18 protein-coding genes are annotated in these 20,694 nt (G+C 73.8%); 6 read left to right on the forward strand and 12 right to left on the reverse strand.

Annotation, left to right across the window (positions count from 1 at the left end):
* Positions 1 to 19 precede the first annotated feature (19 nt).
* A complete protein-coding gene (locus QSK20_RS06265) occupies positions 20 to 904 on the forward strand; it encodes a phenylalanine 4-monooxygenase (protein WP_285787581.1) in 885 nt (294 codons plus the stop codon).
* Between the two features lie 62 nt (positions 905 to 966).
* Here the strand turns inward: QSK20_RS06265 and QSK20_RS06270 are convergent, their stop codons facing one another.
* The 8 genes from QSK20_RS06270 to QSK20_RS06305 are packed head-to-tail and all read right to left on the reverse strand — an operon-like array spanning position 967 to position 11,916.
* The gene (locus tag QSK20_RS06270) at positions 967 to 1,911 is read right to left on the reverse strand and encodes an amidohydrolase family protein (protein ID WP_285787582.1); all 945 of its coding nucleotides are present in this window, start codon (positions 1,909 to 1,911) and stop codon (positions 967 to 969) included.
* Positions 1,908 to 2,159: an acyl carrier protein gene (locus QSK20_RS06275; protein WP_285787583.1), complete on the reverse strand. Its 252-nt coding sequence runs from the start codon at positions 2,157 to 2,159 to the stop codon at positions 1,908 to 1,910. The genes QSK20_RS06270 and QSK20_RS06275 overlap by 4 nt, the downstream gene beginning before the upstream one ends.
* A complete protein-coding gene (locus QSK20_RS06280) occupies positions 2,156 to 3,100 on the reverse strand; it encodes an amidohydrolase family protein (protein WP_285787584.1) in 945 nt (314 codons plus the stop codon). Before QSK20_RS06280 ends, QSK20_RS06275 begins: the two co-directional genes overlap by 4 nt.
* A complete protein-coding gene (locus QSK20_RS06285; protein ID WP_285787585.1) occupies positions 3,097 to 4,602 on the reverse strand; it encodes an AMP-binding protein in 1,506 nt (501 codons plus the stop codon). Before QSK20_RS06285 ends, QSK20_RS06280 begins: the two co-directional genes overlap by 4 nt.
* Positions 4,599 to 6,296, reverse strand: coding sequence for an aspartate aminotransferase family protein (locus tag QSK20_RS06290; protein ID WP_285787586.1), 1,698 nt, complete (start codon positions 6,294 to 6,296; stop codon positions 4,599 to 4,601). The genes QSK20_RS06285 and QSK20_RS06290 overlap by 4 nt, the downstream gene beginning before the upstream one ends.
* A 40-nt stretch (positions 6,297 to 6,336) precedes the next feature.
* Positions 6,337 to 6,981: a GNAT family N-acetyltransferase gene (locus tag QSK20_RS06295; RefSeq protein WP_285787587.1), complete on the reverse strand. Its 645-nt coding sequence runs from the start codon at positions 6,979 to 6,981 to the stop codon at positions 6,337 to 6,339.
* Positions 6,978 to 7,916, reverse strand: coding sequence for a fatty acid desaturase family protein (locus QSK20_RS06300; RefSeq protein ID WP_285787588.1), 939 nt, complete (start codon positions 7,914 to 7,916; stop codon positions 6,978 to 6,980). Before QSK20_RS06300 ends, QSK20_RS06295 begins: the two co-directional genes overlap by 4 nt.
* Complete coding sequence (locus tag QSK20_RS06305) at positions 7,900 to 11,916, reverse strand: non-ribosomal peptide synthetase (protein ID WP_285787589.1); 4,017 nt, start codon at positions 11,914 to 11,916, stop codon at positions 7,900 to 7,902. The genes QSK20_RS06300 and QSK20_RS06305 overlap by 17 nt, the downstream gene beginning before the upstream one ends.
* Before the next feature lie 537 nt (positions 11,917 to 12,453).
* Between QSK20_RS06305 and QSK20_RS06310 the strand changes: the two genes are divergently transcribed.
* Positions 12,454 to 13,455, forward strand: a complete 1,002-nt coding sequence (locus QSK20_RS06310; protein ID WP_285787590.1) for an ISAzo13-like element transposase-related protein — start codon at positions 12,454 to 12,456, stop codon at positions 13,453 to 13,455.
* A 76-nt stretch (positions 13,456 to 13,531) separates the two neighbouring features.
* A complete protein-coding gene (locus QSK20_RS06315; protein ID WP_285787591.1) occupies positions 13,532 to 14,020 on the forward strand; it encodes a type II toxin-antitoxin system PemK/MazF family toxin in 489 nt (162 codons plus the stop codon).
* 105 nt (positions 14,021 to 14,125) lie between these two features.
* On the opposite strand, the gene QSK20_RS06320 is transcribed toward QSK20_RS06315, so the two are convergent.
* Positions 14,126 to 14,641 (reverse strand): 2'-5' RNA ligase family protein, encoded by a 516-nt coding sequence (locus QSK20_RS06320; RefSeq protein WP_285787592.1) that lies wholly within the window; start codon positions 14,639 to 14,641, stop codon positions 14,126 to 14,128.
* Between the two features lie 22 nt (positions 14,642 to 14,663).
* A complete protein-coding gene (locus tag QSK20_RS06325) occupies positions 14,664 to 15,713 on the reverse strand; it encodes an NAD(P)-dependent alcohol dehydrogenase (protein ID WP_285787593.1) in 1,050 nt (349 codons plus the stop codon).
* Positions 15,714 to 15,915: 202 nt separating this feature from the next.
* Between QSK20_RS06325 and QSK20_RS06330 the strand changes: the two genes are divergently transcribed.
* Positions 15,916 to 16,314 carry an SCP2 sterol-binding domain-containing protein gene (locus tag QSK20_RS06330; protein WP_285787594.1) on the forward strand — a complete coding sequence of 133 codons (399 nt, stop codon included), beginning with the start codon at positions 15,916 to 15,918 and terminating at the stop codon, positions 16,312 to 16,314.
* Positions 16,314 to 18,377 (forward strand): amylo-alpha-1,6-glucosidase, encoded by a 2,064-nt coding sequence (locus QSK20_RS06335; protein WP_285787595.1) that lies wholly within the window; start codon positions 16,314 to 16,316, stop codon positions 18,375 to 18,377. The genes QSK20_RS06330 and QSK20_RS06335 overlap by 1 nt, the downstream gene beginning before the upstream one ends.
* 4 nt (positions 18,378 to 18,381) lie before the next feature.
* Here QSK20_RS06335 and QSK20_RS06340 read toward each other — a convergent pair whose 3' ends face one another.
* Together QSK20_RS06340 and QSK20_RS06345 are read right to left on the reverse strand one after the other, a co-directional pair.
* On the reverse strand, positions 18,382 to 19,125 hold the full coding sequence (locus QSK20_RS06340) for a Pr6Pr family membrane protein (protein WP_285787596.1): 744 nt from the start codon (positions 19,123 to 19,125) through the stop codon (positions 18,382 to 18,384).
* A gap of 71 nt (positions 19,126 to 19,196) precedes the next feature.
* A complete protein-coding gene (locus tag QSK20_RS06345; protein ID WP_285787597.1) occupies positions 19,197 to 20,195 on the reverse strand; it encodes a hypothetical protein in 999 nt (332 codons plus the stop codon).
* A 228-nt stretch (positions 20,196 to 20,423) separates the two neighbouring features.
* On the opposite strand from QSK20_RS06345, the gene QSK20_RS06350 reads away from it, so the two are divergent.
* Positions 20,424 to 20,684, forward strand: a complete 261-nt coding sequence (locus QSK20_RS06350) for a hypothetical protein (RefSeq protein ID WP_285787598.1) — start codon at positions 20,424 to 20,426, stop codon at positions 20,682 to 20,684.
* The last annotated feature ends 10 nt before the right edge of the window (positions 20,685 to 20,694 follow it).

Consider the following 20,694-nt stretch of genomic DNA (forward strand, 5'->3'; position numbering starts at 1 on the left):
CGTGGGGGAGGAAGCGACGATGTTCAAGGAAGCGACGTTGTACTCGCCGGTGATCCGTACCGAGAACGGCAGGGTCTCGGTGGTGTTCGCCGACGGACACCCGGGCCGGGACGACGCGGGTTACCAGCGGCACCGCGCGCGGATCGCGAAGGCCGCCCTGGACCACGTGCCCGGCGGCCCGGTCGCCGACGTGGAGTACACCGACGAGGAGCACGAGCTGTGGCGGATCGTCGGTCCCGAGCTGCGGGAGCGACACCAGCGGTACGCCTGCCGGGAGTTCCTCGACGGGGTGCGCCGACTCGACCTGCCCACCGACCGGCTGCCGCAGCTCGGGGCGGCCTCGGCACGCCTGACCGAGCTGACCGGGTTCCGGTTCCGGCCGGCCGCGGGCATCGTCGAGATGCGCGACTTCTACGGCTCGCTCGCCGACGGGCTGTTCCAGGCGACCCAGTACATCCGGCACTGCTCGATGCCCCGGTTCTCCCCGGAGCCGGACATGATCCACGAGGTGGTCGGGCACGGCAGCGCGCTCGCCAACGACCGGCTCGCGGCGATCTACCGGCGGGTGGGGGAGGCCGCCCGGCGGCTGGAGAGCCACGAGGCGCTCTCCGTGCTCTCCCGGGTCTTCTGGTTCACCCTCGAGTACGGGCTGGTCCGCGAGGACGGCGAGGTGCGTGCCTGCGGGGCGAGCCTGCTCTCCTCGATCGGTGAGCTGGACCAGTTCCGGACGGCGGCGGAGATCCGGCCGCTGGACGCGGCGACGATGGGCGCGCAGCGGTACCGGGTGGAGGACTACCAGCCCGTGCTCTTCTGCGCCGACTCCTTCGACCACCTGGAGGAGTTCCTCGACCGGTTCCTCGACGGGATCGTCCGGGGACAGCTCGCCGGGGCGGTCGGGTCCTGACCGGAGCACGCTGACCGGGACCGGCCCGGCCGCCATCCGCCCGCGCGGGACGGCCGGGCCGGTCACGGTCCCGCCCCGGCCCGCGCCGGCCGGGCGGCCGACGCGAGCACCCGCAGCAGGTTGCCGCCGAGTAGCAGCTCCCGGTCGCCCCGGGACACCCCGGCGAAGACCTCGGACCCGTCGCACACCTCGGCGAGCAGCCGGGGCAGTCCGCCGGTGAGCTGGTTCAACGGCCAGTCCGTACCAAAAATGATCTTGTGGTTGACGCCGAGCCGGAACAGCTGGTTCAACCGCTGCGGCCAGCCGGTGCCGGGCGAGCCGGCGAAACCCCCGGTGTCGAGGTAGACGTTGCGCCGGTGCAGGGCCAGGTACGAGGTGACGTCGACGTGGCTGACCCCGCCGTGGCCGAGCACGAACACCAGGTCCGGGAAGTCCCGGGCCGCCTGGTCGACCAGGAGCGGGTGGGCCGGGCCGAAGCTCAGGCTGCGCCCGGTCGGGCCGGTGTGCACGAAGACCGGCATCGACCGGGCCCGGCACTCCTCGTAGTACGGGTAGAGCGCCCGGTCCGACGGCGAGTAGCCGCAGGGCGGGTAGAGCTTCATCCCCTCGAAGCCGTACCGGTCCACCAGGTCGGCGAACTCCCGCGCCCCCGCCTCGCCCCGGCGCGGGTCCGCGCCGAGGTAGACCCGGAACCGGCCGGGGTGCCGGGTCCGGATCCCGTGGTGCCGGCGGGCCATCTCCGCCAGGGACAGCGGGGTCGGCATCACCAGCCCGAAGTCGGGGACGAGCAGCACCGCCGTGGCCACCCCCGCGGCGTCCATCTCGGCCACCAGCCGGTCGGCGTGGTGGTCCTGGTGCTGGGCCACGTACCCCTCGACCAGGGTGGAGAGCGGCGGTGCGGTGGTGACCGCGCTCAGCCCCCGGTGCATCCCCGCCGCGACGTCGGTGAGGAAGGCCCGGGGGATGAAGTCGGTGGAGGCGACGTGGCAGTGGCCGTCGTGGATCATCGTCCGAGGCAGTGGTCGAGCAGGGTGCGGATCGACGCGTTCGGTCCCGGCACGAAGCTGGTGAAGTCGAACCGGAGGTCGAACCGCTCCTCCAGGAAGGACACGAAGGCGACCATGCCCATCGAGTCGAGCAGGCCCTTCGCCAGCAGGGGGGTGTCGGCGTCCAGGTCGACCGGGAGGTCGTCCTCGTTCCACTCCCGGACCCACTCGATGGCTTCCTTCTGCAACGCGGCGACGTCGACGCTCACTGGTGGCCTCCCGGGGTGGTGGCGGCGACCGGGTCGCCGGCCAGGCGAAGGATGGTCTCTCCCATGATCATTCTTTGGTGGGAGGGACGGACGCCGGCGAAGACGCCGTCCTTGGTGAAGGCGGCGAGCACCGCCGGCAGGGTGGTCGACATCCGGTACGACGGCCAGCAGGTGCCGAACACGATCTTGTGGTTGATGCCGCTGCGGAACAGTCGGTTCAGGTGCGCCACCCAGCCGTCCGCGGCGAGCATCGACGGGAACTGACTGACGTCCAGGTGGACGTTGGGGCGGTGGGCGCACAGGTACGAGGCCTCCTCCACGTGGGTCACCCCGCCGTGGCCGAGGACGAAGTTCACCGCCGGGAAGTCCCGGGCCGCCTGGTCGACCAGCAGCGGCGGACCGTAGGTGAAGTCCAGCGGCGCCCAGCCCGGCCCGGTGTGGGTCAGCACCGGCAGCCCGCGCGCCGCGCAGATCTCGTAGTACGGGTAGAGCCGCCGGTCGCTGGGGGAGTAGCCGGCCGGCGGGTAGAGCTTCAGCCCGGCGAAGCCGTACTCGGTCACCGTCCGCTCGAACTCCTCCGGCCCGCCCGCCCCGGCGCGCGGGTCCACGCCCCAGAACACCCGGAACCGGCCCGGGTGGCGGCGGCAGACCCGGTCGTGCAGGCGGGCCAACTCGTCCGGCGGGGTGGCCCGGGGCGAGACGTGGGAGAAGTCGGCGGCCACCAGGAATGCCCCGGCCACCCCGGCGGCGTCCAGCTCGGCGACCAGGCGGTCACCGTCGTGGTCGGAGTGGATGGCCAGCAGCCGTTCGGTGATCGCCGCCCGGTCGACGTCCTGGCCGTGCGCGGCCAGCCGGTGGTGGACGTTCGCGGCCTGCTCCTCCAGGTACTCGCGGGGGATGACCCGGTCGCTCGCCAGCACCACGTGCCCGTCGACGATCATGCCGAGCCCGCCTGGGCGGGCGCGTCGACCGCGACGCGGGCCGGGCCGGCGGCGCCGGGACCCGCAGCCGGGTCGTCGGCCCCGACGTGGTCGGCGAACCAGTCCGCCGCCGCGGTGCGGCTGAGCTTGAGGTTGGCGGTCAGGAACCGGGGGTCGCCGCGCAGCGGCGTGGCGCTGAACACCACGGCGGTGAGGCGTTCGTGGCTCGCCAGACCGGCGTTGACCCGTTCGACGCCGTCCCGCACGGCCCTCCGCTGCTCGGGGGTGTCGGCGGTCGGGGTGACGATCGCGCCGAGCCGGTGCGAGCGGGTCGGCACCACGATCAGGTCGGCCACCCCGGGCACGCCGGTGAAGTGGGCCTCGATCTCGGCCGGGTGCACCTTCCGGCCGTTGCCGAGGGTGATCACGTCCTTCTTCCGGCCGGCCAGGGTGAGGAAGCCGTCGGCGTCCAACCGGCCGTAGTCGCCGGTGACGATCGTGCCGTCCGGACGGAAGGTCTCCCCGGCCACGTCCGCCGGCACGTCGAAGTAGCCGAGGCTCAGCGGGGCCGGTCGCCGGATCAGCAGCTCACCGTCGGGCCGGAACTCCACCGCGTCCGGGTCGATGAGGCGGCCGACCGTGCCGACCCGGTGCGCGTCGGCGGTGTTCCAGGCGATCATGCCGCTCTCGGTCATCCCGTACGCCTCCAGCAGCGGGACCCCGCCGGCCCAGAACGCGTCCAGGGTGGCCCGGGAGATCGGGGCCATGCCGGTGATCATGAAGCGCATCCGGCCGCCCAGGAACTCGGGCAGCGGCGTGCCGGCCGCGCCCCGCGCGTGCAGTTGCCGGGCCGCGTCGTAGAAGACCGGTGGGGCGATGACGAAGGTCGGCCGCTCCTGCCGGATCGCCGCGAAGACCCGCTGGTACGGGGCGAGCACCAGGTCGGCCCCCACCCACAGGCAGCAGTAGACGGAGAGCCGCTGCTGGTAGTTGGCCAGCGGCAGGAAGATCAGGTGCCGGTCGGCGGCGGTGATCCCGAAGGCGTCGACGAACCGGTTGATCACGTACTCGGTGCCGGCCCGGCTGATCCGCAACCCCTTCAGCGTGCCGGAGGTGCCCGAGGAGTAGACCAGGCTGTGCAGGTCCGGCGGGATCTCGCCGACCGGGTGCGGCCGACGGCCGGTCGGGTACGCCCGGTCGCCGTCGACCAGCAGGGCCAGCCCGTGCCGGTCGGCGAACCCGGCGTCGACCGTGGTCTCGTCCCCGAACGCCTGGAGCACCGCCCCGCGCGCCAGCACCGCCAGGTCCCACACCACCCAGTCGATGCTGTTGCCGGCCCGGATGCCGACCACGTCGCCGGGGCCGACACCGGCGGCGCGCAGCCGGTCGGCCCGCTCGTCGACCGCCTCGGCCAGCTCGGCGTGGGTCACCTCCCGCCGCTGCCCGGCGGCGTCGATCTCCACGATCCGCGCGGTGCGCCGGTCGCGGTACCGGGTGGTGAGTTCTGCCAGGTTCGTGGTCACGTCCTTGCCATCTCGTCGGCCAGTCGGGCGAGCAGGGCGTCGAGCCGGTCGCTGACGAACGGCCCGAGCTGCCCGGCCAGCAGCGGTTCGTACGGCCCGGACCCGGTGTCCCAGTCGACGTGCACCTCCACCGCGCTGCGGCGGTCGTCGCCGTCGACCGCCATGACCCGGACGGTGCGCTCCAGCCGTCGCCAGAGCCAGTCCGGGACGGCCGAGGCGCTCACCCCGTCCGGCGTGCGGGTGACCCGGTCGGCCCAGACCACCCGGTCGTGTCCGAGCGTCCCGCCGAACTCCGGCTCCAGCCCGTCGTCGGCCGCCCCGGACGGGTCGAGCGCGAACGGGTCCAGCAGGCGGGGCCGCCGGTGCAGCAGCTCGCGCAGTTCCGCGCGGGGCACCGGCAGCACCGCCGTCCGGACCACGGGCGAGCAGGGCACCGCCGGCCGCCCGGCCGGGTCGTCCTGCCGGGCGTCCACCTCGGCCAGCACCCGTTCCAGCACGTCCAGCCCGTACGCCAGGTCGGCCGGCGTGATGACCATCGGCGGCTGCACCCGCAGCACCCGGCTGTGGTAGAGCGAGTACGTCGAGGTCACGCCGTGCCGGAGCAGCCGGGCCAGCACCATCCCGCCGAGCATCTCGTCGTGGAATTCCAGACCGTGCATCATGCCGATGCCCCGGTGCGCGGCGAGCAGCCGGGGAAAGCGGGCCACCAGGGCGGGCAGCCGGTCGCCGAGCGTCTCCGCGTGGGCGGCCACCGTCCGGCCGAACGACTCCTCGGTGGCGATCTCGATGGCGGCCAGCCCCACCCGGCAGCAGAGCGGGTTGCCGCCCAGGCTGGACCCGAAGGTGGACGGCAGCGCCCGTAGGCTGCTCCACACCGCCTCGGTGCCGAGCACCGCCGACAGCGGCACCACCCCGCCGCCGAACGCCTTGCCCACGCAGACCAGGTCGGGCGTGACGCCGAACCGGTCGAAGGCGAAGAAGGGACCGCAGCGGCCGAAGGCGGTCTGCATCTCGTCCAGGATCAGCAGCGCGCCCCGCTCGGTGCAGATCCGGCGCACCCCGGCCAGGTAGTCCGGGTCGGGGACGATGACGCCCCCCTCGGCCTGCACCGGCTCCAGCAGCACCGCCGCGGTGTCGTCGTCCACCGCCCGGTCGACGGCGGCCAGGTCGTCGAAGGGCACCTGCCGGAACCGCTCCAGGAACGGGCGGTACAGGGCGGCGTGCTCCGGTCGGTTGGCGGCGCTCAGCGCGGCGAAGGTCTTGCCGTGGAAGCAGTCGAGGGCGCTGACGAACGTACTCCGGCCGGTGGCGGCACGGGCCAGCTTCAACGCGTTGTCGATGCTCTCCCCGCCCCCGTTGGCCAGGTAGGCGTACGGGAGCCGGCCGCCGGTCAGCTCGGCCAGCCGGGCGGTCAGCCGGATCTGCTCCTCCTCGAAGAGGATCTTCGTGCTGTTCAGCCGGCCGGACGCCAACTGTTCGGCGACGGCGGCCAGGATCCGCTCGTGCGAGTACCCGAACGACTGGTTGCCGTACTGGTCGAAGAGGGCCAGCAGGTCCCGGCCGTCGCCGTCGGTCACGTGTGCGCCCGAGCCGGGACCCTGCACGCCGCAGCCCATGACGAAGGACATCGTCGAGTAGGTCGGATGGTTGTGGGCCGCCTTCGCCTCGGCCAGCTCCTGACGACGTGTTCGCACCCTCGTCTCCTCCCGCCCGTGGTCACCGGACAATCCGTGGTCACCGGGCACTGGCGTACGCGTGGTAGTCGGCGAAGAAGAACTGCAACAGGCGACTGCGCCGCCCTTCCGGCGTGCGGGACCGGGCCACCGCGTCCGGCACGTCCAGGTAGGCCACCAGGCTCAGCGGCCCACCGGCGAACCGTTCGTCGAGGTACGGCTCCCCGAGCGCCACGAAGCCGATCTCCAGGTAGAAGTCCCGCAGCTGGCCGGAGTTCTCGTCGACGAAGAAGTCCCCGACGATGTGGGTCGCGCCGAAGCGCCGGACGCTGTGCACCAGCGCCTCGCGCATCAACGCCAGCCCGACCGACCGGCTACGGATCGCCGGCAGGGTCATCAGGTGTCCGAACTCGACCAGCCGGTTGCCCGGCCGCAGCGCGGTCAGGTCGACCACGTCCTCGCAGGGCAGCCCGGCGGCCTGGTCGGGGATGACCTTGACCGTGCCGACCGGCTCCCCGTTGTCGAGCGCGAGGATGTAGTGGGCGTACGGGTCGAAGCGGTCGAAGGTCTCCTCGGTGTCGGCGGCGTCGTGCAGTCGTCCCTGGTCCTGGACGTAGACCGCGTCCCGCAGCCGCAGCACCGCCGCCCGGTCCGCCGCCGACTCGGCGAGCCGGAACGTGACCCCGGTGATCGACGGGGCGCTCACCGGCGCACCAACGTCCGGAAGAAGTCCACGTATCCGGGGTGGAAGTGGTGCAGCTGGTGCCGCACCTGCTGGTGCAGCTCGGGCAGGCGTTCGATCGGCAGGTTCGGCATCAGGTGGTGCTCGACGTGGAAGTTGTTGCCGTTGGTGAACCACGTCATCAGCCGGTTCGACCGGATCGTGCGGGTGTTGGCGAACGGGTCGCGGTCCAGCGTGGCGCAGCGGAAGTGTTCCGGCAGCTCGACCAGCGCGTGCACCGGCCCGGCGACCAGCAGCAGCGGGGCCAGCCAGCACCACACCACGAGGGCCTGGCCGAGCAGCACCGAGCCGAGGGTCGCGGCGACCAGCGCGCCGAGGATGACCCGGTGCTCGGCCCGGATCCGACGGGAGACGGTGGCCGTCTCCCCGGGATGGTCCGCGCCGCGCAGCGCGCGCCCGGCGTCGACCAGGAACATCGCGTAGTGGTGCAGCATGGTGAAGCGCACCGTCCAGGCCCAGGCGGTGCGCACCCGGGACCGGGGTCGGTCGGTGCCGTACTGGTCGCCGTAGTCGAAGAACTCCCGGTTGTCCGGGGTGCCCAGGTCGCGGTGGTGCCGCAGGTGGGTCGCCCGGTACGCGGAGAACGAGATCAGCATCGGCAGCCCCAGCAGGACGCCGACCAACCGGTTCGTCCGCGCGTTGCGGAACCCCAGCCCGTGCAGCGTCTGGTGCTGCAACTCGGCGGCGTGGGCGAACATGCAGCCCAGCACCACCACGCCCAGCACCCGCAGGACGGTCTCGGGGCGGGTCGCCAGCACCCCGCCGGCAACGGTCAGCAGGGCCCAGAGCGCCAGCTTCGACGCGAAGGACCGGCCGTCGACCTCGGTGCGCAGATGCCGGGCGGCGCTGCGGACGTCGGCCCGGGTGGCGCGCGCGGTGGCCTCATCGGTGGGTTTCACGGGTACCCGTCTCCTCCTGCGGTCGCTCGGTGGCCACGGTGTCGGGTGGTGCCGCCGACCCGACGCCCGCCGGTCCGGTCGCGTCGTCGCCGGTGTCCAGGGCCGCGACGAGCGCGGCGGCGAGGGCGGTCACCGCCCCGGGGGCCAGCGGATCGTGGCCGTCGACGTCGAGCCGGTGCTCGCGGACCCGACCCGTCACGTACTTGCCCCAGTCCGGCCCGACCGGCGGATGCCCCGATGCGTCCGCGCGGGTGGCGAGGACCAGTGGATCCCCGACGAACCGGCCGGGCGTGAACTCGTGCGCCAGGTGGCCGAGCCGGGCGAGGGCGTCGGCCTGGTCGCGTACGGTCGGCTCGTCGACGCCGGTCAGCCCGCCACCCCGTTCGCGCAGCAGACCGGCCACGGTGGCGGCGTCGACCGACCCGGGTCGGGGCACGCCGTACAGGTCGAGGACGCCGAGCAGCGCCTCCCGGTCGGTCGGCGGCGGCGCGGGATGCGTCTCGTCCGGCGGGTAGCTCTCCAGCAGGGCCAGCAGCCCGACCCGGGCGCCGGCCGCCTGCAACGCCACCGCCACCTGGTACGCCAGGTAACCGCCGGTCCCGTAGCCGAGCAGGTGGTACGGACCCTCGGGCCGGACCTCGCGGATCCGGGCCACGTACGCGTCGACCAGATCCTCGAAGCCGGTCGACCCGGTGACGCCGCCCTGGAGCCCGTACCCGGGGATCTCGGCGGGCAGGTGGGCGACCAGGCGCAGCCAGGGCCAGCTCCGGCCGTCGGGCAGCGGCAGGCAGAACAGCGGCGGCCGGCTGCCGGTGCGCCGCAGCGGCACGGCGACGGCCGGACCGGAGGCGGCCACCGACGGGGGACCGATCCTCGCGGCCAGCGCGGAGACGGTCGGGTGCCGGAACAGGTCCCGCACCGACAGGCGGACGTCGAGCAGGGACCGGGCCCGGCCCAGCAGACGGGTGGCGGAGAGCGAGTGTCCACCGAGGTCGAAGAAGTTCTCGTCGGCGCCGACCGCCGGCACGCCCAGCAACTCGGCGAAGAGCGCGGCCAGCACCTCCTCCGCGTCGGTCCGGCCGGCCGTCCCGCCACCGGTCGCGCCCGGCCTCTCGGGCGTCGCGGCGTACGGGTCGGGCAGGGCGGCCCGGTCGAGCTTGCCGCTGGCGTTGCGGGGCAGGTCCTCGACCGGCACGACGATCCCGGGCACCAGGTGCGCGGGGAGCGCCTCGGCCAGCCCGGCCCGGATCCGGGCCGCCTCGACCGTGCTTCCCGGGGCCGGCACCACGTACCCGACGAGGTGCCGGCCGCCGGTGCCGTCGTCGCGGACCGTGGCTGCGGCCCGGACCACCCCGGGCTGCCGGACCAGCGCGGCCTCGACCTCACCCAGCTCGATCCGGAAGCCACGGATCTTCACCTGGTCGTCGTCACGCCCGACGAAGACCAATTCGCCGTCGGCGGTCCACCGGGCCAGGTCGCCGCTGCGGTACATCCGCGCCTCGCCGTCGTCCCCGGCGAACGGGTCCGGCAGGAAGCGTTCCTCGGTGAGCGCCCGGTTGCCCCGGTAACCCAGCGACACCCCGGCGCCGCCGATGTGCAGTTCGCCGACCGTCCCGGTGGGCACCAGCCGCCGTCGCGCGTCGAGCAGGTAGACCCGGACGTTGCGCAGCGGGGTGCCGATCGGCGGGGCGGCGGCCCGCTCCGGGGTGAGTCGACCGCTCATCGCGGTCGAGATGGTCGCCTCGGTCGGCCCGTACCCGTTGATCAGCCGGCAGACCGGCGCGAACCGTTCGACCACCGTCGGCGCGGACGCCTCCCCGACGATCGACACGGTGGTGTCCGGGGGGAGGTCCTGCGGGGAGAGCACGTCGAGCACGGACGGGGCGAGGACGAGGTCGTTGACGCCGCGTTCCCGGATCAGCCGGACCAGTTCCGGACCGGGCGTCAACCGGTCGGCCGGGGCGAGGACGAGGGTGCCGCCGTTCAGCACCGACTGCGTCATCTCGCCGACGAAGGCGTCGAAGCTGGCGGAGGCGAACTGGAGGGTCCGGGTGCCCGGCCCGGAACCGAGCCGGTCCACCATCGCCGCGGTCAGGTTGACCACGCCCCGGTGGCGCACCACCACGCCCTTCGGCGTGCCGGTCGAGCCGGAGGTGTAGATCAGGTACGCCGGCTGCCAGGGTGAGGTCGGCAGGGTCCGCTCCCGGTCGGACAGGGAACGGGGGTCGAGGGTGGCCAGTCGCCCGGTCAGCTCCGGGTCGTCGAGGAGCAGCCGCGGCACCGGCAGGTGGTCGCCGAGCGCCGCGGTCCCGCCGGAGAGCAGGAGCAGGCTCGGCTCCGCGTCGGCGACCATGAACGACAACCGGGCGATCGGGTAGGCGGGGTCGAGGGAGAGGAAGGCCGCTCCGGACTTCAGCACCGCCAGCGCGGCGGTGACCAGCGTGGCGGACCGGGGCAGCGCGAACGCCACCACCTGGCCCGGACCGACGCCCCGGTCGACCAGGTGCCGGGCCAGCCGGTTGGCCCGCCGGTCCAGCTCACCGAAGCTCACCGGAACGCCGTCGTCGTCCAGGGCGGGCGCGTCCGGGGTCCGCTCCGCCCACTGCTCGACGAGCTGGTGCACGCCGACCGGCGGGATGTCCCGGGTCGGGCCCCGGCCCCAGCCGAGGAGGCGCTCCCGTTCCTCGGCGTCGACCAGGGGCAGGTCGTCCACGGCGGTGCCGGGCTCCGCCGACGTCGCCGCGTCCAAGAAGAGGAGGAACCGCCGCAGGTGCGCGTCGAGCGCGGCGGGCGGGTGGGCGACGGAGTCGGCGTCGAGGAGCAGTTCGGTGTCCCCGTCGGGCAGTTGGAAGAAGACGAGGGAGACGTCGTCGACGTCCGGCAGCGAGAGGGTGCGCACCGTGGCCGGGTGGCCGGCGAAGGCCAGCGGGGCGGTCGAGCCCATGACGTTGACCACCGCGCCCCAGAACGGACGGCCCTGCCCGGTCCGGCCCAGGTCGCGGCCGAGCATCGCGGCGGGGTAGCGGCTGTGCAGCAGGCCGGCCCGCAGTTCCGCGCCCACGCCGGCGAGGAGGTCGGCCAGGCTGGTGCCGGCCGGCATCCGGATCCGCAGCGGCATCGCGTTCGTGGTCATGCCGGTCACGTCGCGCTCCGCGCGGCTCATCCGGCCGGTGACCGGGAGCCCGAGCAGGACGTCGGCGCTGCCGGACATCCGCCCGACGTAGGCCGCCGCGACCCCGACGGCGAACTCCGACCAGCCGACCCCGAGCCGCTCGGCGGCGGCCCGCATCCGCTCGGTCAGGGCGACGCCGAGGTGGGCCCGACGGCGGATCACCGTTCCGCCGCGCCGGTCGTGCCGTCCGGCGAGCCGGGTCGGTTCCGGCCGGTCCGCGAGCCGCTCCAGCCAGTGCCGCCGGTCCCGTTCCAACCGGTTCGAGGCGAGGTACGCGGCCTCGCCGTCGCCGAGGATCCGCAGCGGCGGGGGCGGTGCCGGCGGTTCCTCGCCGGCGGCCAGGGCGGTGTACGTCGCCGCGGTCCGCCGGTGCAGTTGGGCGATACTCCAGCCGTCCACCATCAGGTGGTGCACCCGGCGGTAGAGCACGAAGTGCTCCGGTGCCAGCCGGATCAGCGCGGTGGTGCAGAGCCCGGTGCCGAGGCGGTCGACCGGGGCGGCCATGTCGGAGGTCATCCAGGCGTCCGCCGCCGCCTCCGGGTCGGCCTCCGTGCTCACGTCGACCAGGTGCAGTGGCGAGGAGGCGTCCGGGTCGACGTACTGCACCGGCCCGGCGGCGGTGACCGCGAACCGGAGGCGCAGCGCCTCGCAGTCGCGTTCGACCCGGTGGTGGGCGGCGGTCATGACGGCGGCGTCCACCGGACCGTGGATGTCGACCCGGTCGGTGATGCTCCAGGACGCCCCGGTGGAGTCCAGCGACTCGGCGTACCAGATCCCGGACTGGGCGCCCAGCAGCGGCCAGTCCGGTCTGTCGTGGTCGAACAACACTGACGCCTCCAACCGGCTCTTGTGTTCCCCCGAGTTCGCGCCGCGCAGATCCAATGAGGTAGCACGACTTTCCCGTGGCCGGCAAATACCTATTTCCTCGCGCCGTCAACTTTGATTCCACATGCTGACCCGGGCTCACCGCAACAGCAGGTAGCGCGTTTCGAGACGCGCGGCTCGTGGGTCCGGAGTGACGCTTTGCGAGGAAATAACTACGTGGCGGGAGGCTGCTGCGGGTGGTGGGTCCGGTCGGGTTCCGGCTGGCCCGCAGGTGGGCGGCGGGCTGGGTGAGTGCGCCTTCTTGCCTGGTGGGGCTGGTGGGCCAGCGTTGCCGGCGCGATTCGTCCACTGTGGTTGATGTTGAGGCCCGTCGATGGGGTCCGGTTGTGCGTCGATGTGCGCGCGCGTCGGTGAGAATGGGCGGGTTTCTGTGTAGAAATTCACCACAAGCGATCTCGTCAGGCGGTTTCAGATGCGTATACTCGTCAAGTCATGGGGATCAACGGGGATGGCGTAAAGGGTTTTGCCGAAGAGTTCCGAATGCTCGAACCGCATCTCGACGAGCGGCAGCGCCGGTTGGTGCTGGCCGCTCGGGCCCGGTCGCTCGGGCGGGGCGGGATCAGCCGGATCGCGCTCGCCGCCGGGGTGCATCCGAGCACCGTCTCGAAGGGGATCGAGGAACTCGAGTCGCCGGGAGCCCGCCCCCCACGCGTACGGCGTCCGGGCGGTGGCCGCAAGCGGCTCACCGAGACCGATCCCGGGCTGATGACCGACCTGCTCGGGCTGATGGAACCCCGCCACCAGCCGGGCCCGGTGCTCCAGTGGACCACCCGCTCCACCCGGCGGCTCGCCGAGGAACTGGCCGGCCTGGGGCACCGGGTCTCGGCCTGGTCGGTCAGCCGGCTGCTGCGGGAGGCCGGGTTCCGGCTGTCGACCAGTTCCCGTCCGCTGCTCGCCGGCCAGCGACTCGACCGGGACGCGCAGTTCCACCGGGTCAACGAACACGTGCAACGGTGCATGCTCGCCGGACAACCGGTGATCGTGCTCAGCCTGCGCCGTCGGACACAGACCGGGACGGCCGGCGGGGCCGGAACGGTGGCCACCGCTACCGGGGCGGGGGACGCGGGCCCGGCCGCCGACGAGGGCGACTGGACCGACCAGCCCGTCGACCGGGACACCTGGGCGGTGGCGCTGGCCACCGTCTGCGGCTGGTGGGCGGAGTCCAGCCAGCAGGCCGACCACCTGCTGATCGTCGCGGACTCCGCAGGAGCGGGCGGGAAGTCCTGGCGGTCCGGGCTGACCCGCTTCGCCGCGCGGATCGGCGTCACGATCACCGTCTGCCACCTGCCCTCGAACACCCTGCGCTGGAACCAGGGAGAGGACCGGGTCCGCTCGAACGTCCTGCTCCGGCTGCCCGGGGCCGCCCCCAGCCGGCACGAGGTGGAGATGCGGGTGATCGCCGAGTCGCGGGACGGTGCCGGCCCCGCCCTGATCCCCACGCCGCCCGGCCCGAGTTCCTGGAACTACCTGGTGACCCCCTGAGACCGGCCCGGACGCTCCCGGCCGCGCGGTGGTCGCCGGCGGGCGGGGCTGGCCACCGGCGGCTAGGCTTCCGGCCGTGGCGGGACTGTTCAGAGATGTGGCGGCACGGGTCGGTCGGGTCGTCCGGGGCGGCGGTGCCGGCTCCCCGGCGCACGTCCCCGCCCAGGTGGCCCGCAGGCGTCAGGCGACGGCCCTCCGTCGCCGCCAGCTCGTCTACGCGCCCGAACTCGACGGCCAGGCCGACCCGGGTGAGATCGTCTGGACCTGGGTGGCGTACGAGGACGACCCCCGCCAGGGCAAGGACCGGCCGGTGCTGGTGGTCGGTCGGGAGAGCCGGACCCTCTTCGGACTCATGCTCTCCAGCCAGGGCGACCGCGACGGCCAGCGACACTGGTTCCCTCTCGGCCCGGGTGCGTGGGACCGGGACAACCGGCCGAGCTGGGTCCGGCTCGACCGGGTGCTCACGATGCGGGAGGACGGCATCCGGCGGGAGGGCGCGGTGCTGGACCGGGCCCGGTTCGACCGGGTCGCCGAGGTGTTGCGGGCGGAGTACGGCTGGCGGTGAGCCCGCCGTGGACCGGCCCGCCGGGGCGTGCGTCCCGCCGGGGCGTGCGTCCCGCCGGGGTGGACACCCGGTCCGCCGGCTGGCTTCCCGGTGCCGCCACGACGGTCAGGGCAGCCGGTGGGCGATGCCCCGGGCGTGGTCGGTGACCGCCGCGCCGACCACCTGGGCGTCGATCGGTAGCACCTCCAGGCAACGGCGGACGGCGGCGGCCATCAGCGCGTTGGGCACCCGCATGGAGAGCGTGCAGTGCGGCACCCAGCGTCCCGGCTGGTAGTGCTCGGATAGACCGACGCCGGCCCGGGTGAGCCGGGCGTGCACCTCGGCGTGGTGGGCGAGCAGTTCCGGTGTCGGCGTCGGGCCGAGCCAGAGCACCCGCCCGACGAACTGCCCGGCGTGCTGGAACGACAACCGCAGCGGCGCGGCCACCGTCAGCCCGGCGAGTGCCCCGGCGACCTGCTCCGGGTCCAGTCGGGGTGCCACCGCCAGCGACACGTGCGGGCGGTGGCGTTGGTCGAGCAGGTACCGGAGGCTCTGCACCCCCTCGGCCTCCAACGCCTCCCAGAGCACCCGGATCCGTCGGGTGGCGTCGGTGTCGAGATACAGCTCCAGCGCGGCGACCACCGGCCCACCCTAGGGCCCGCGCTCAGGGCACGATCACCGCCCGTCCCGCCACCTCGCCCGCCTGGAGCCGGCGGTAGACGTCGACCGCCTCGTCCAGCCCGAACGTGGTGGTCTTCGGTCGGACCAGCCCCCGGGCGCCGAGGTCGAGCACCTCGACCAGCTCCGGTCGGCTGCCCCAGTAGGTGGTCTGGATGCTCACCTCGTACGGCACCGAGAAGTAGGACACCGGCAGGGTGCCGCCGCCGATGCCGACGATGGTCAGGTCACCGACGGTACGGGCGCTGGCCGCGCCCGTCCGGAGGGTCGCGTCGACGCCGACGAAGTCGAGCACCACGTCCGCTCCCCGGCCGCCGGGCGTGGCCGCGCGGATCTCGGCCACCGCCTGCTCGCCCGAGCGCAGGGCCAGGTCGGCCCCGCACTCACGGGCCAGGGCGAGCGCCTCGTCCTTGGTGTCCACCGCGATCACCCGTGCCGCCGTGGTGGCCTTGAGGATCTGCACCCCCACGTGGCCGAGACCACCCACCCCGATCACCAGGGCCGTGCTGCCGGGCGGCAGCTTGCCCCAGGACCGGCGGACCGCGTGGTACGGGGTGAGACCGGCGTCCGTCAGCGGCGCGGCCTGCACCGGGTCCAGCCCCTCGGGCAGCGGGACGACGTGCCGGGCGGCCGGCACGAGCAGGTACTCGGCCATGCCCCCGTCCAGCCCCAGGCCGCCACCCCCGCCGGGCACCGGCGCGCCGGCCGGGTTCTCGCAGTACGTGTCGATACCCAACTGGCAGCGCGCGCAGGTGCCGCAGCCCCACGGGCCGTAGACGGCCACCGGCTGCCCCACCTCCAGCCCGGTGACACCGGAACCGAGGGCGTGCACCCATCCCGCGTTCTCGTGCCCGAGGGTGAACGGCGGGTTCCACGGCACCGCCCCCGCCTCGAAGTCGTGCATCAGGTGCAGGTCCGAGTGGCAGGCGCCGGCCGCCCCGACCCTGACCACCACCTGCCCCGGCCCGGGGGTCGGTTCGTCCACCTCGACGAGTTCCGGCTCGCTCTTCCATGCCAACAGTCGCAGCGCGCGCATCGTCGTCGCCCTTCGTCGTGATCCGTGCGGTCTCCTCCGCCGCGCGGCGGAGCCGGCCCGGAGGCCGGCACCCGTCCGACCGTCGGCCCGACGCCGCGCCGTCCGGGCGAGCCGCCCCGCCGGCCCCGTCTACCCGGCTGGGCCGGGATCTCACCCGCCCCGGGTGACGCCTTGTCACCTGCGCGGATGCGACCGTGCGGGCATGGAGGCGTGGCGGAAGGCCGGCGAGACGACCGGGCCGGCGACGGAGAACCTGGCGCACCGGGTCTCCGGCCGGCACACCGACCTGCCGGAGACGACGGCCGGGACGGTGCGCCTGGACGTCGGCGAGAGCGGTTGGACCGACCACTGGTACCTGACCGTCGAGAAGCAGACCGTCCGGGTCACCCGCTCGGCAGAGGAGGCGGAGCTGGTGGTACGGGCCGACCGGCAGGTCTTCGACCAGATAGTCTCCGGCCGCGCCAACATCGTCGGCGCGTTACTGCGCAACGACGTGCGGGCCCGGGGACGACTGCCGTTGCTGATGGTGCTGCGCCGAATCTTCCCCGGTCAGCCCGGTGCCCGGCACCCCCGGGACGTCGCCCGAACGGAGGGCCGGTGATGAGGGAGGAACGTGTCCACGTCATGGCCGGCAACTCCTTCGCGGTCAGCGACACCGAGGGAGACATGGAGTGCGACCCGCGCACCCCGACGGGTCTCTTCTCCTTCGACACCCGGTTCCTGGCCCGATGGGTGCTCACCATCGACGGCGCGCGGTTCAACGCGCTGTCCCGCGACGACATGACGCACTTCGAGACCCGGTTCCTCCTCGTGCCCGGCGCCGCCAGTCACTATGTCGACGCGGATGTCTCGGTGCTGCGGCACCGGTCGATCGACGACAGCTTCAACGAGCGGATCACCGTGTTGAACCACTCCGCCGACCCGGCCACCTTCGTCGTCCGGCTGGAGATCGGGACGGACTTCGCCGACACCGCCGAGATCACCGCGCCGAAGCGGCGGCCGATCCGGATCACCGCCCGGCCCGAGCACGGGGAACTGCGCCTGCGCTACGAGCGGCAGCGCTTCGCCCGGGAGACCATCGTGACCACCACCCGCCCAGCCGAGATCGACGAGACCGGGATGACCTTCCGGATCGAGGTGGAGCCGCACGGGGCATGGGCCACCGACCTGCACGTGGACATGCTCCTGAGCACCGGGGTCGGCCGCGACCTGCGTACCGACCTGGAGGCGCACCGTCGGCACGTCCGTGAGGACATGCGGGTGGACCTGCGTGCCTTCCTGGACCGGGCGCCCGAGTTGGTCGCCGAGAGCGGTCCGCTGGACACGGCCTACCGGCGCAGCCTGCTCGACCTGGCCGGACTGCGCTACACCCCGCTGGCGTTCCCCGAGCATCTGCCCGTGGCGGGGATGCCCTGGTCGATGAGCCTGTACGGCCGGGACGCCCTGGTCACCGCACTCCAGACCCTGCCGTACGTGCCCGAGTTCGCCCCGGCCGTGCTGCGCATCCTGGCCTTCTACCAGGGCAGCCGGCTCGACGACCAGCACGAGGAGGAACCGGGCAAGATCCTTGCCGAGTTCCGGTACGGCGAGCGCGGCGCCTTCGGTGAGGACCCGACCCTGGTGTACTACGGCGCGGCCGACACCACCCTGCTGTTCGTGATCCTCCTCGACGAGTACGAGCGCTGGTCCGGCGACGCCGACCTGGTGCGCGAGCTGCGGCACCCCGCCCGGGCGGCGCTCGACTGGATCGACGAGTACGGCGACTCGCTCGGCGACGGCTACGTCCGCTACCAGCGCCGAAACGTCTCCTACGGCTCGGTCAACCAGTGCTGGAAGGATTCCGACGACGCGATCGTGGGCCGGGACGGCCGGGAACCCGGCTTCCCCCGGGCCACCTGCGAACTCCAGGGGTACGCCTACGACGCGAAGCTGCGGGGCGCCCGGTTGGCCCGGGACTTCTGGGACGACCCGGACCACGCCGACCGGCTCGAACGCGAGGCGGCGCAGCTGCGGCAACGGTTCGACCGGGACTTCTGGATGCCACATCGTGGGGCGTACGCCCTCGCCCTCGGCCCGGACGGGGAACCGGTCGACGCGGTCGCCTCCAACCTGGGACACCTGCTCTGGAGCGGCATCGTCGATGCCGGTCGGGCGGGCGAGGCGGCCGGGCACCTGCTCGGCCCGGAACTCTTCAGCGGCTGGGGTGTCCGTACCCTGGGCTCCGGGCAACGGCGCTACAACCCGGTCGGGTCCCACCTCGGCGCGGTCTGGCCGTTCGACACCGCGTTCGCCGTGGCGGGTCTGCGCCGCTACGGCTTCCACCGCGAGGCGGCCCGGGTCGCCCGGGGCGTCCTCGACATGTCGGGGCACTTCGCCGGCCGGCTCCCCGAGCTGATCGCCGGGTACGACCGGCAGATGACCCGTTACCCCGTGCCCCTGCCGGCCGGCGGCTCCCCCCAGTCGTGGTCGGCGGGAGCCCTGCTGATGCTGCTGAGCACCATGCTCGGGCTGGCCCCGTGCGGCGGCAACCTCCTGGTGGATCCGGTGCTGCCCGAGGGGCTCGGGCAGGTCGCGCTTTTCGACATCCCGGGTCGCTGGGGACACGCCGACGCGTACGGGCGGGACCGGGCGGCGGGGCGGAACCGCCGGCGTCCCCTGCGCTGATCGCTCAGCTACCGGGTGTTCCCGTCCTTCCGCCTGTTCCCGTTCTTCCGGCCGCTCCCGCCGTGCCGGTCGGGGCCGCTGGCGCCGGCCGTGGCGCCGGGACGGCCGACGCCGCTGGCCGCGCGAGACGGGCAAGGAGCCGGTCCACCCCGACGAAGAGCAGGCCGAGCAGCCAGAACGCCATCGCGAAGCCCACCGCGCTCACCGTCACCCCGGCGTAGCCGAGCTGACCGGCGTCCACGAACGGGTACGGGTAGGAGCCCACCAGCTCCCCTCTGGCCAGGGCGAACGCCAGGTAGGCCAGCGGAAAGGCGAGCCACCAGACCGCGTACCGGGGGCGCAGCCGACCCCGGCGGTCCAGCAGCGCCCAGTCGGCCACCGCGAGCAGCGGAACCACGGTGTGCAGGAACTGGTTGCCGACCGCGTCGGCCAGGGAACGGTCCGGCTGCGCCATCGCGAACGGACTTGCCGGGTTGGCCAGCACCAGGTGGTAGACCACCCCGGTGATGGTGATGTAGAGGGTGACCGCGCCCCGGAGGGCCGACGGCGGGTCGGGCCGCCCCTGCCGGGCCCGCACGACGGCGTACCCGGCGAGCAGTCCGACCGCGATGTTGCTCTGGATGGTGAAGTACGGCAGCAGCCCGGTCACCGTGGCCGGGCCGGCGGCGGTGAGCACGATCCCGGCCAGCACGCTGAGGACGACCAGCAGTCGGAGGACCATCGCCGCCGATCCACGCCGCAGAGTCATCGACAGGTTCCTTCCGTGGACACCCCGGCCTTCGGGTCAACCGCGCACGTTAACAGCCCCTACCGGACCCGTCACCGGCCAGCGGCGTCCCGGCCCGGCCCGGTGGGCTCCGGCAGGCCGACCCCGGTCCCGGGTGGGCCGTCACCCGGCTCGGGCAGGCTGATTCCCGGTTCGGGCAGGCCGTCGTCCGGTTCGGGCAGGCTGATTCCCGGTTCGGGTGGACCGTCGCCCGGCTCGGGCAGGCCGACGACGGGCTCCGACGGGCCGTCGGTGGGGCCGGGCCGGCCCGGGACGTCGTCCACCGGTGGGGTCGGCACCGTCGGCGGGCCGGTCGGCCTCGCCGGGTGCACCGACGGGACCGCCGGCCGTCCGGTCGGCGGCGCGGGCGGAGGACCACCGGGACCGGTGGTCGGGGCGTCGCCCGGAGCGCCGGTCGAGGGCCCCGGCGTCCGCCCGCCGCCCAGTACCGTGTCGCACCACGCGTCGACCCTGTCCCGTCCGCCGGCTGCCCGGAGCAGCGAGGCGAAGGCCGGGTCCCGCAGCGCCCGGTCCGGGTCGACGGCGCGCGCGTCCCGCCAGGACCGGCACGCCGGAACCAGCTCCGGTGACCGTGGCCCACCGCCGGGCGGCCCGTGGGTGGGCGGACCGTGGGTGGGCGCCGTCCGAACCCGCTCCGGGACGCCGCCGGACGGCCCGTCCACCGGTGTGGTCGTCGCCGGTGGCTCCGGACGCAGCGGATTGGGCACCGCCCCCTGCACCGTGGCGAGGGCCATGCCGCCGGTCGCGGCCACGGCCAGTGCGGCGATGGTCTTCGCCGGCAGCAGTCGGGCCAGGGCGCCCCGGCGGACCGGACGACGCGACGGTCGTCGGGCCGGTGCCGACCGCGCGGCGTGGAACGCCTGGACCGCCAGGTGCTCGCCGCGCAGTTCCTCGGACCGTGGGGCGGCGCGGGCCGCGTCGAGCAGCCGGACGAGGTCGTCGGGGACCTGCCGGCGCTCGACGGCGGCGACCCCGTCGAGCAGGCGCTCGACGGTTTCCCGGTCGATCCGGTGCTGGTGATGTGAGCTCATCTCGTGTCCATCAGCGCCGAGGCATGCTCGGACGTCACACGGGCGCGCCGGGCCCACCGGGATGACCGACCGGAGGACCACCCTGCCGGTCCCCGGGACCAGTCCGGGATCATCCCTCGGGTCACCGGCAGAACGGACGGATCGACACCTCAAGGTCCAACCGGGACGGTACCCGTCGACAGACCGATGGATGAGGTGTCACAGTCAGCGACAGGAGAACATGAACGCATGAAGGTGCTCTTCCTCGGTGGTCCCTGGCACAACGAACGTCACGAGGTGACGCCCGCGCGGGCTTCCGCCGCCCTGCGGTCGCTCCCGCTCAGCTTCACTGTTCCGCTCCCGACGGAGCGGAACGGCGACGCCGCGGAAGGGCCTCCGCCGTCGCGGGTCGGCGGCCACGTCACGTACACCCGTCGCTACGCCCGCGCTGGCGGTGAGCGCCTGCCCGTCTACGTCGCGCCGAACTACCAGGGCCCGCCCCGCGCCTGACCCGCGTCTC

The organism is Micromonospora sp. NBRC 101691 (assembly GCF_030269285.1).
In the GTDB taxonomy this organism is placed as follows: Bacteria; Actinomycetota; Actinomycetes; order Mycobacteriales; family Micromonosporaceae; genus Micromonospora; species Micromonospora echinospora.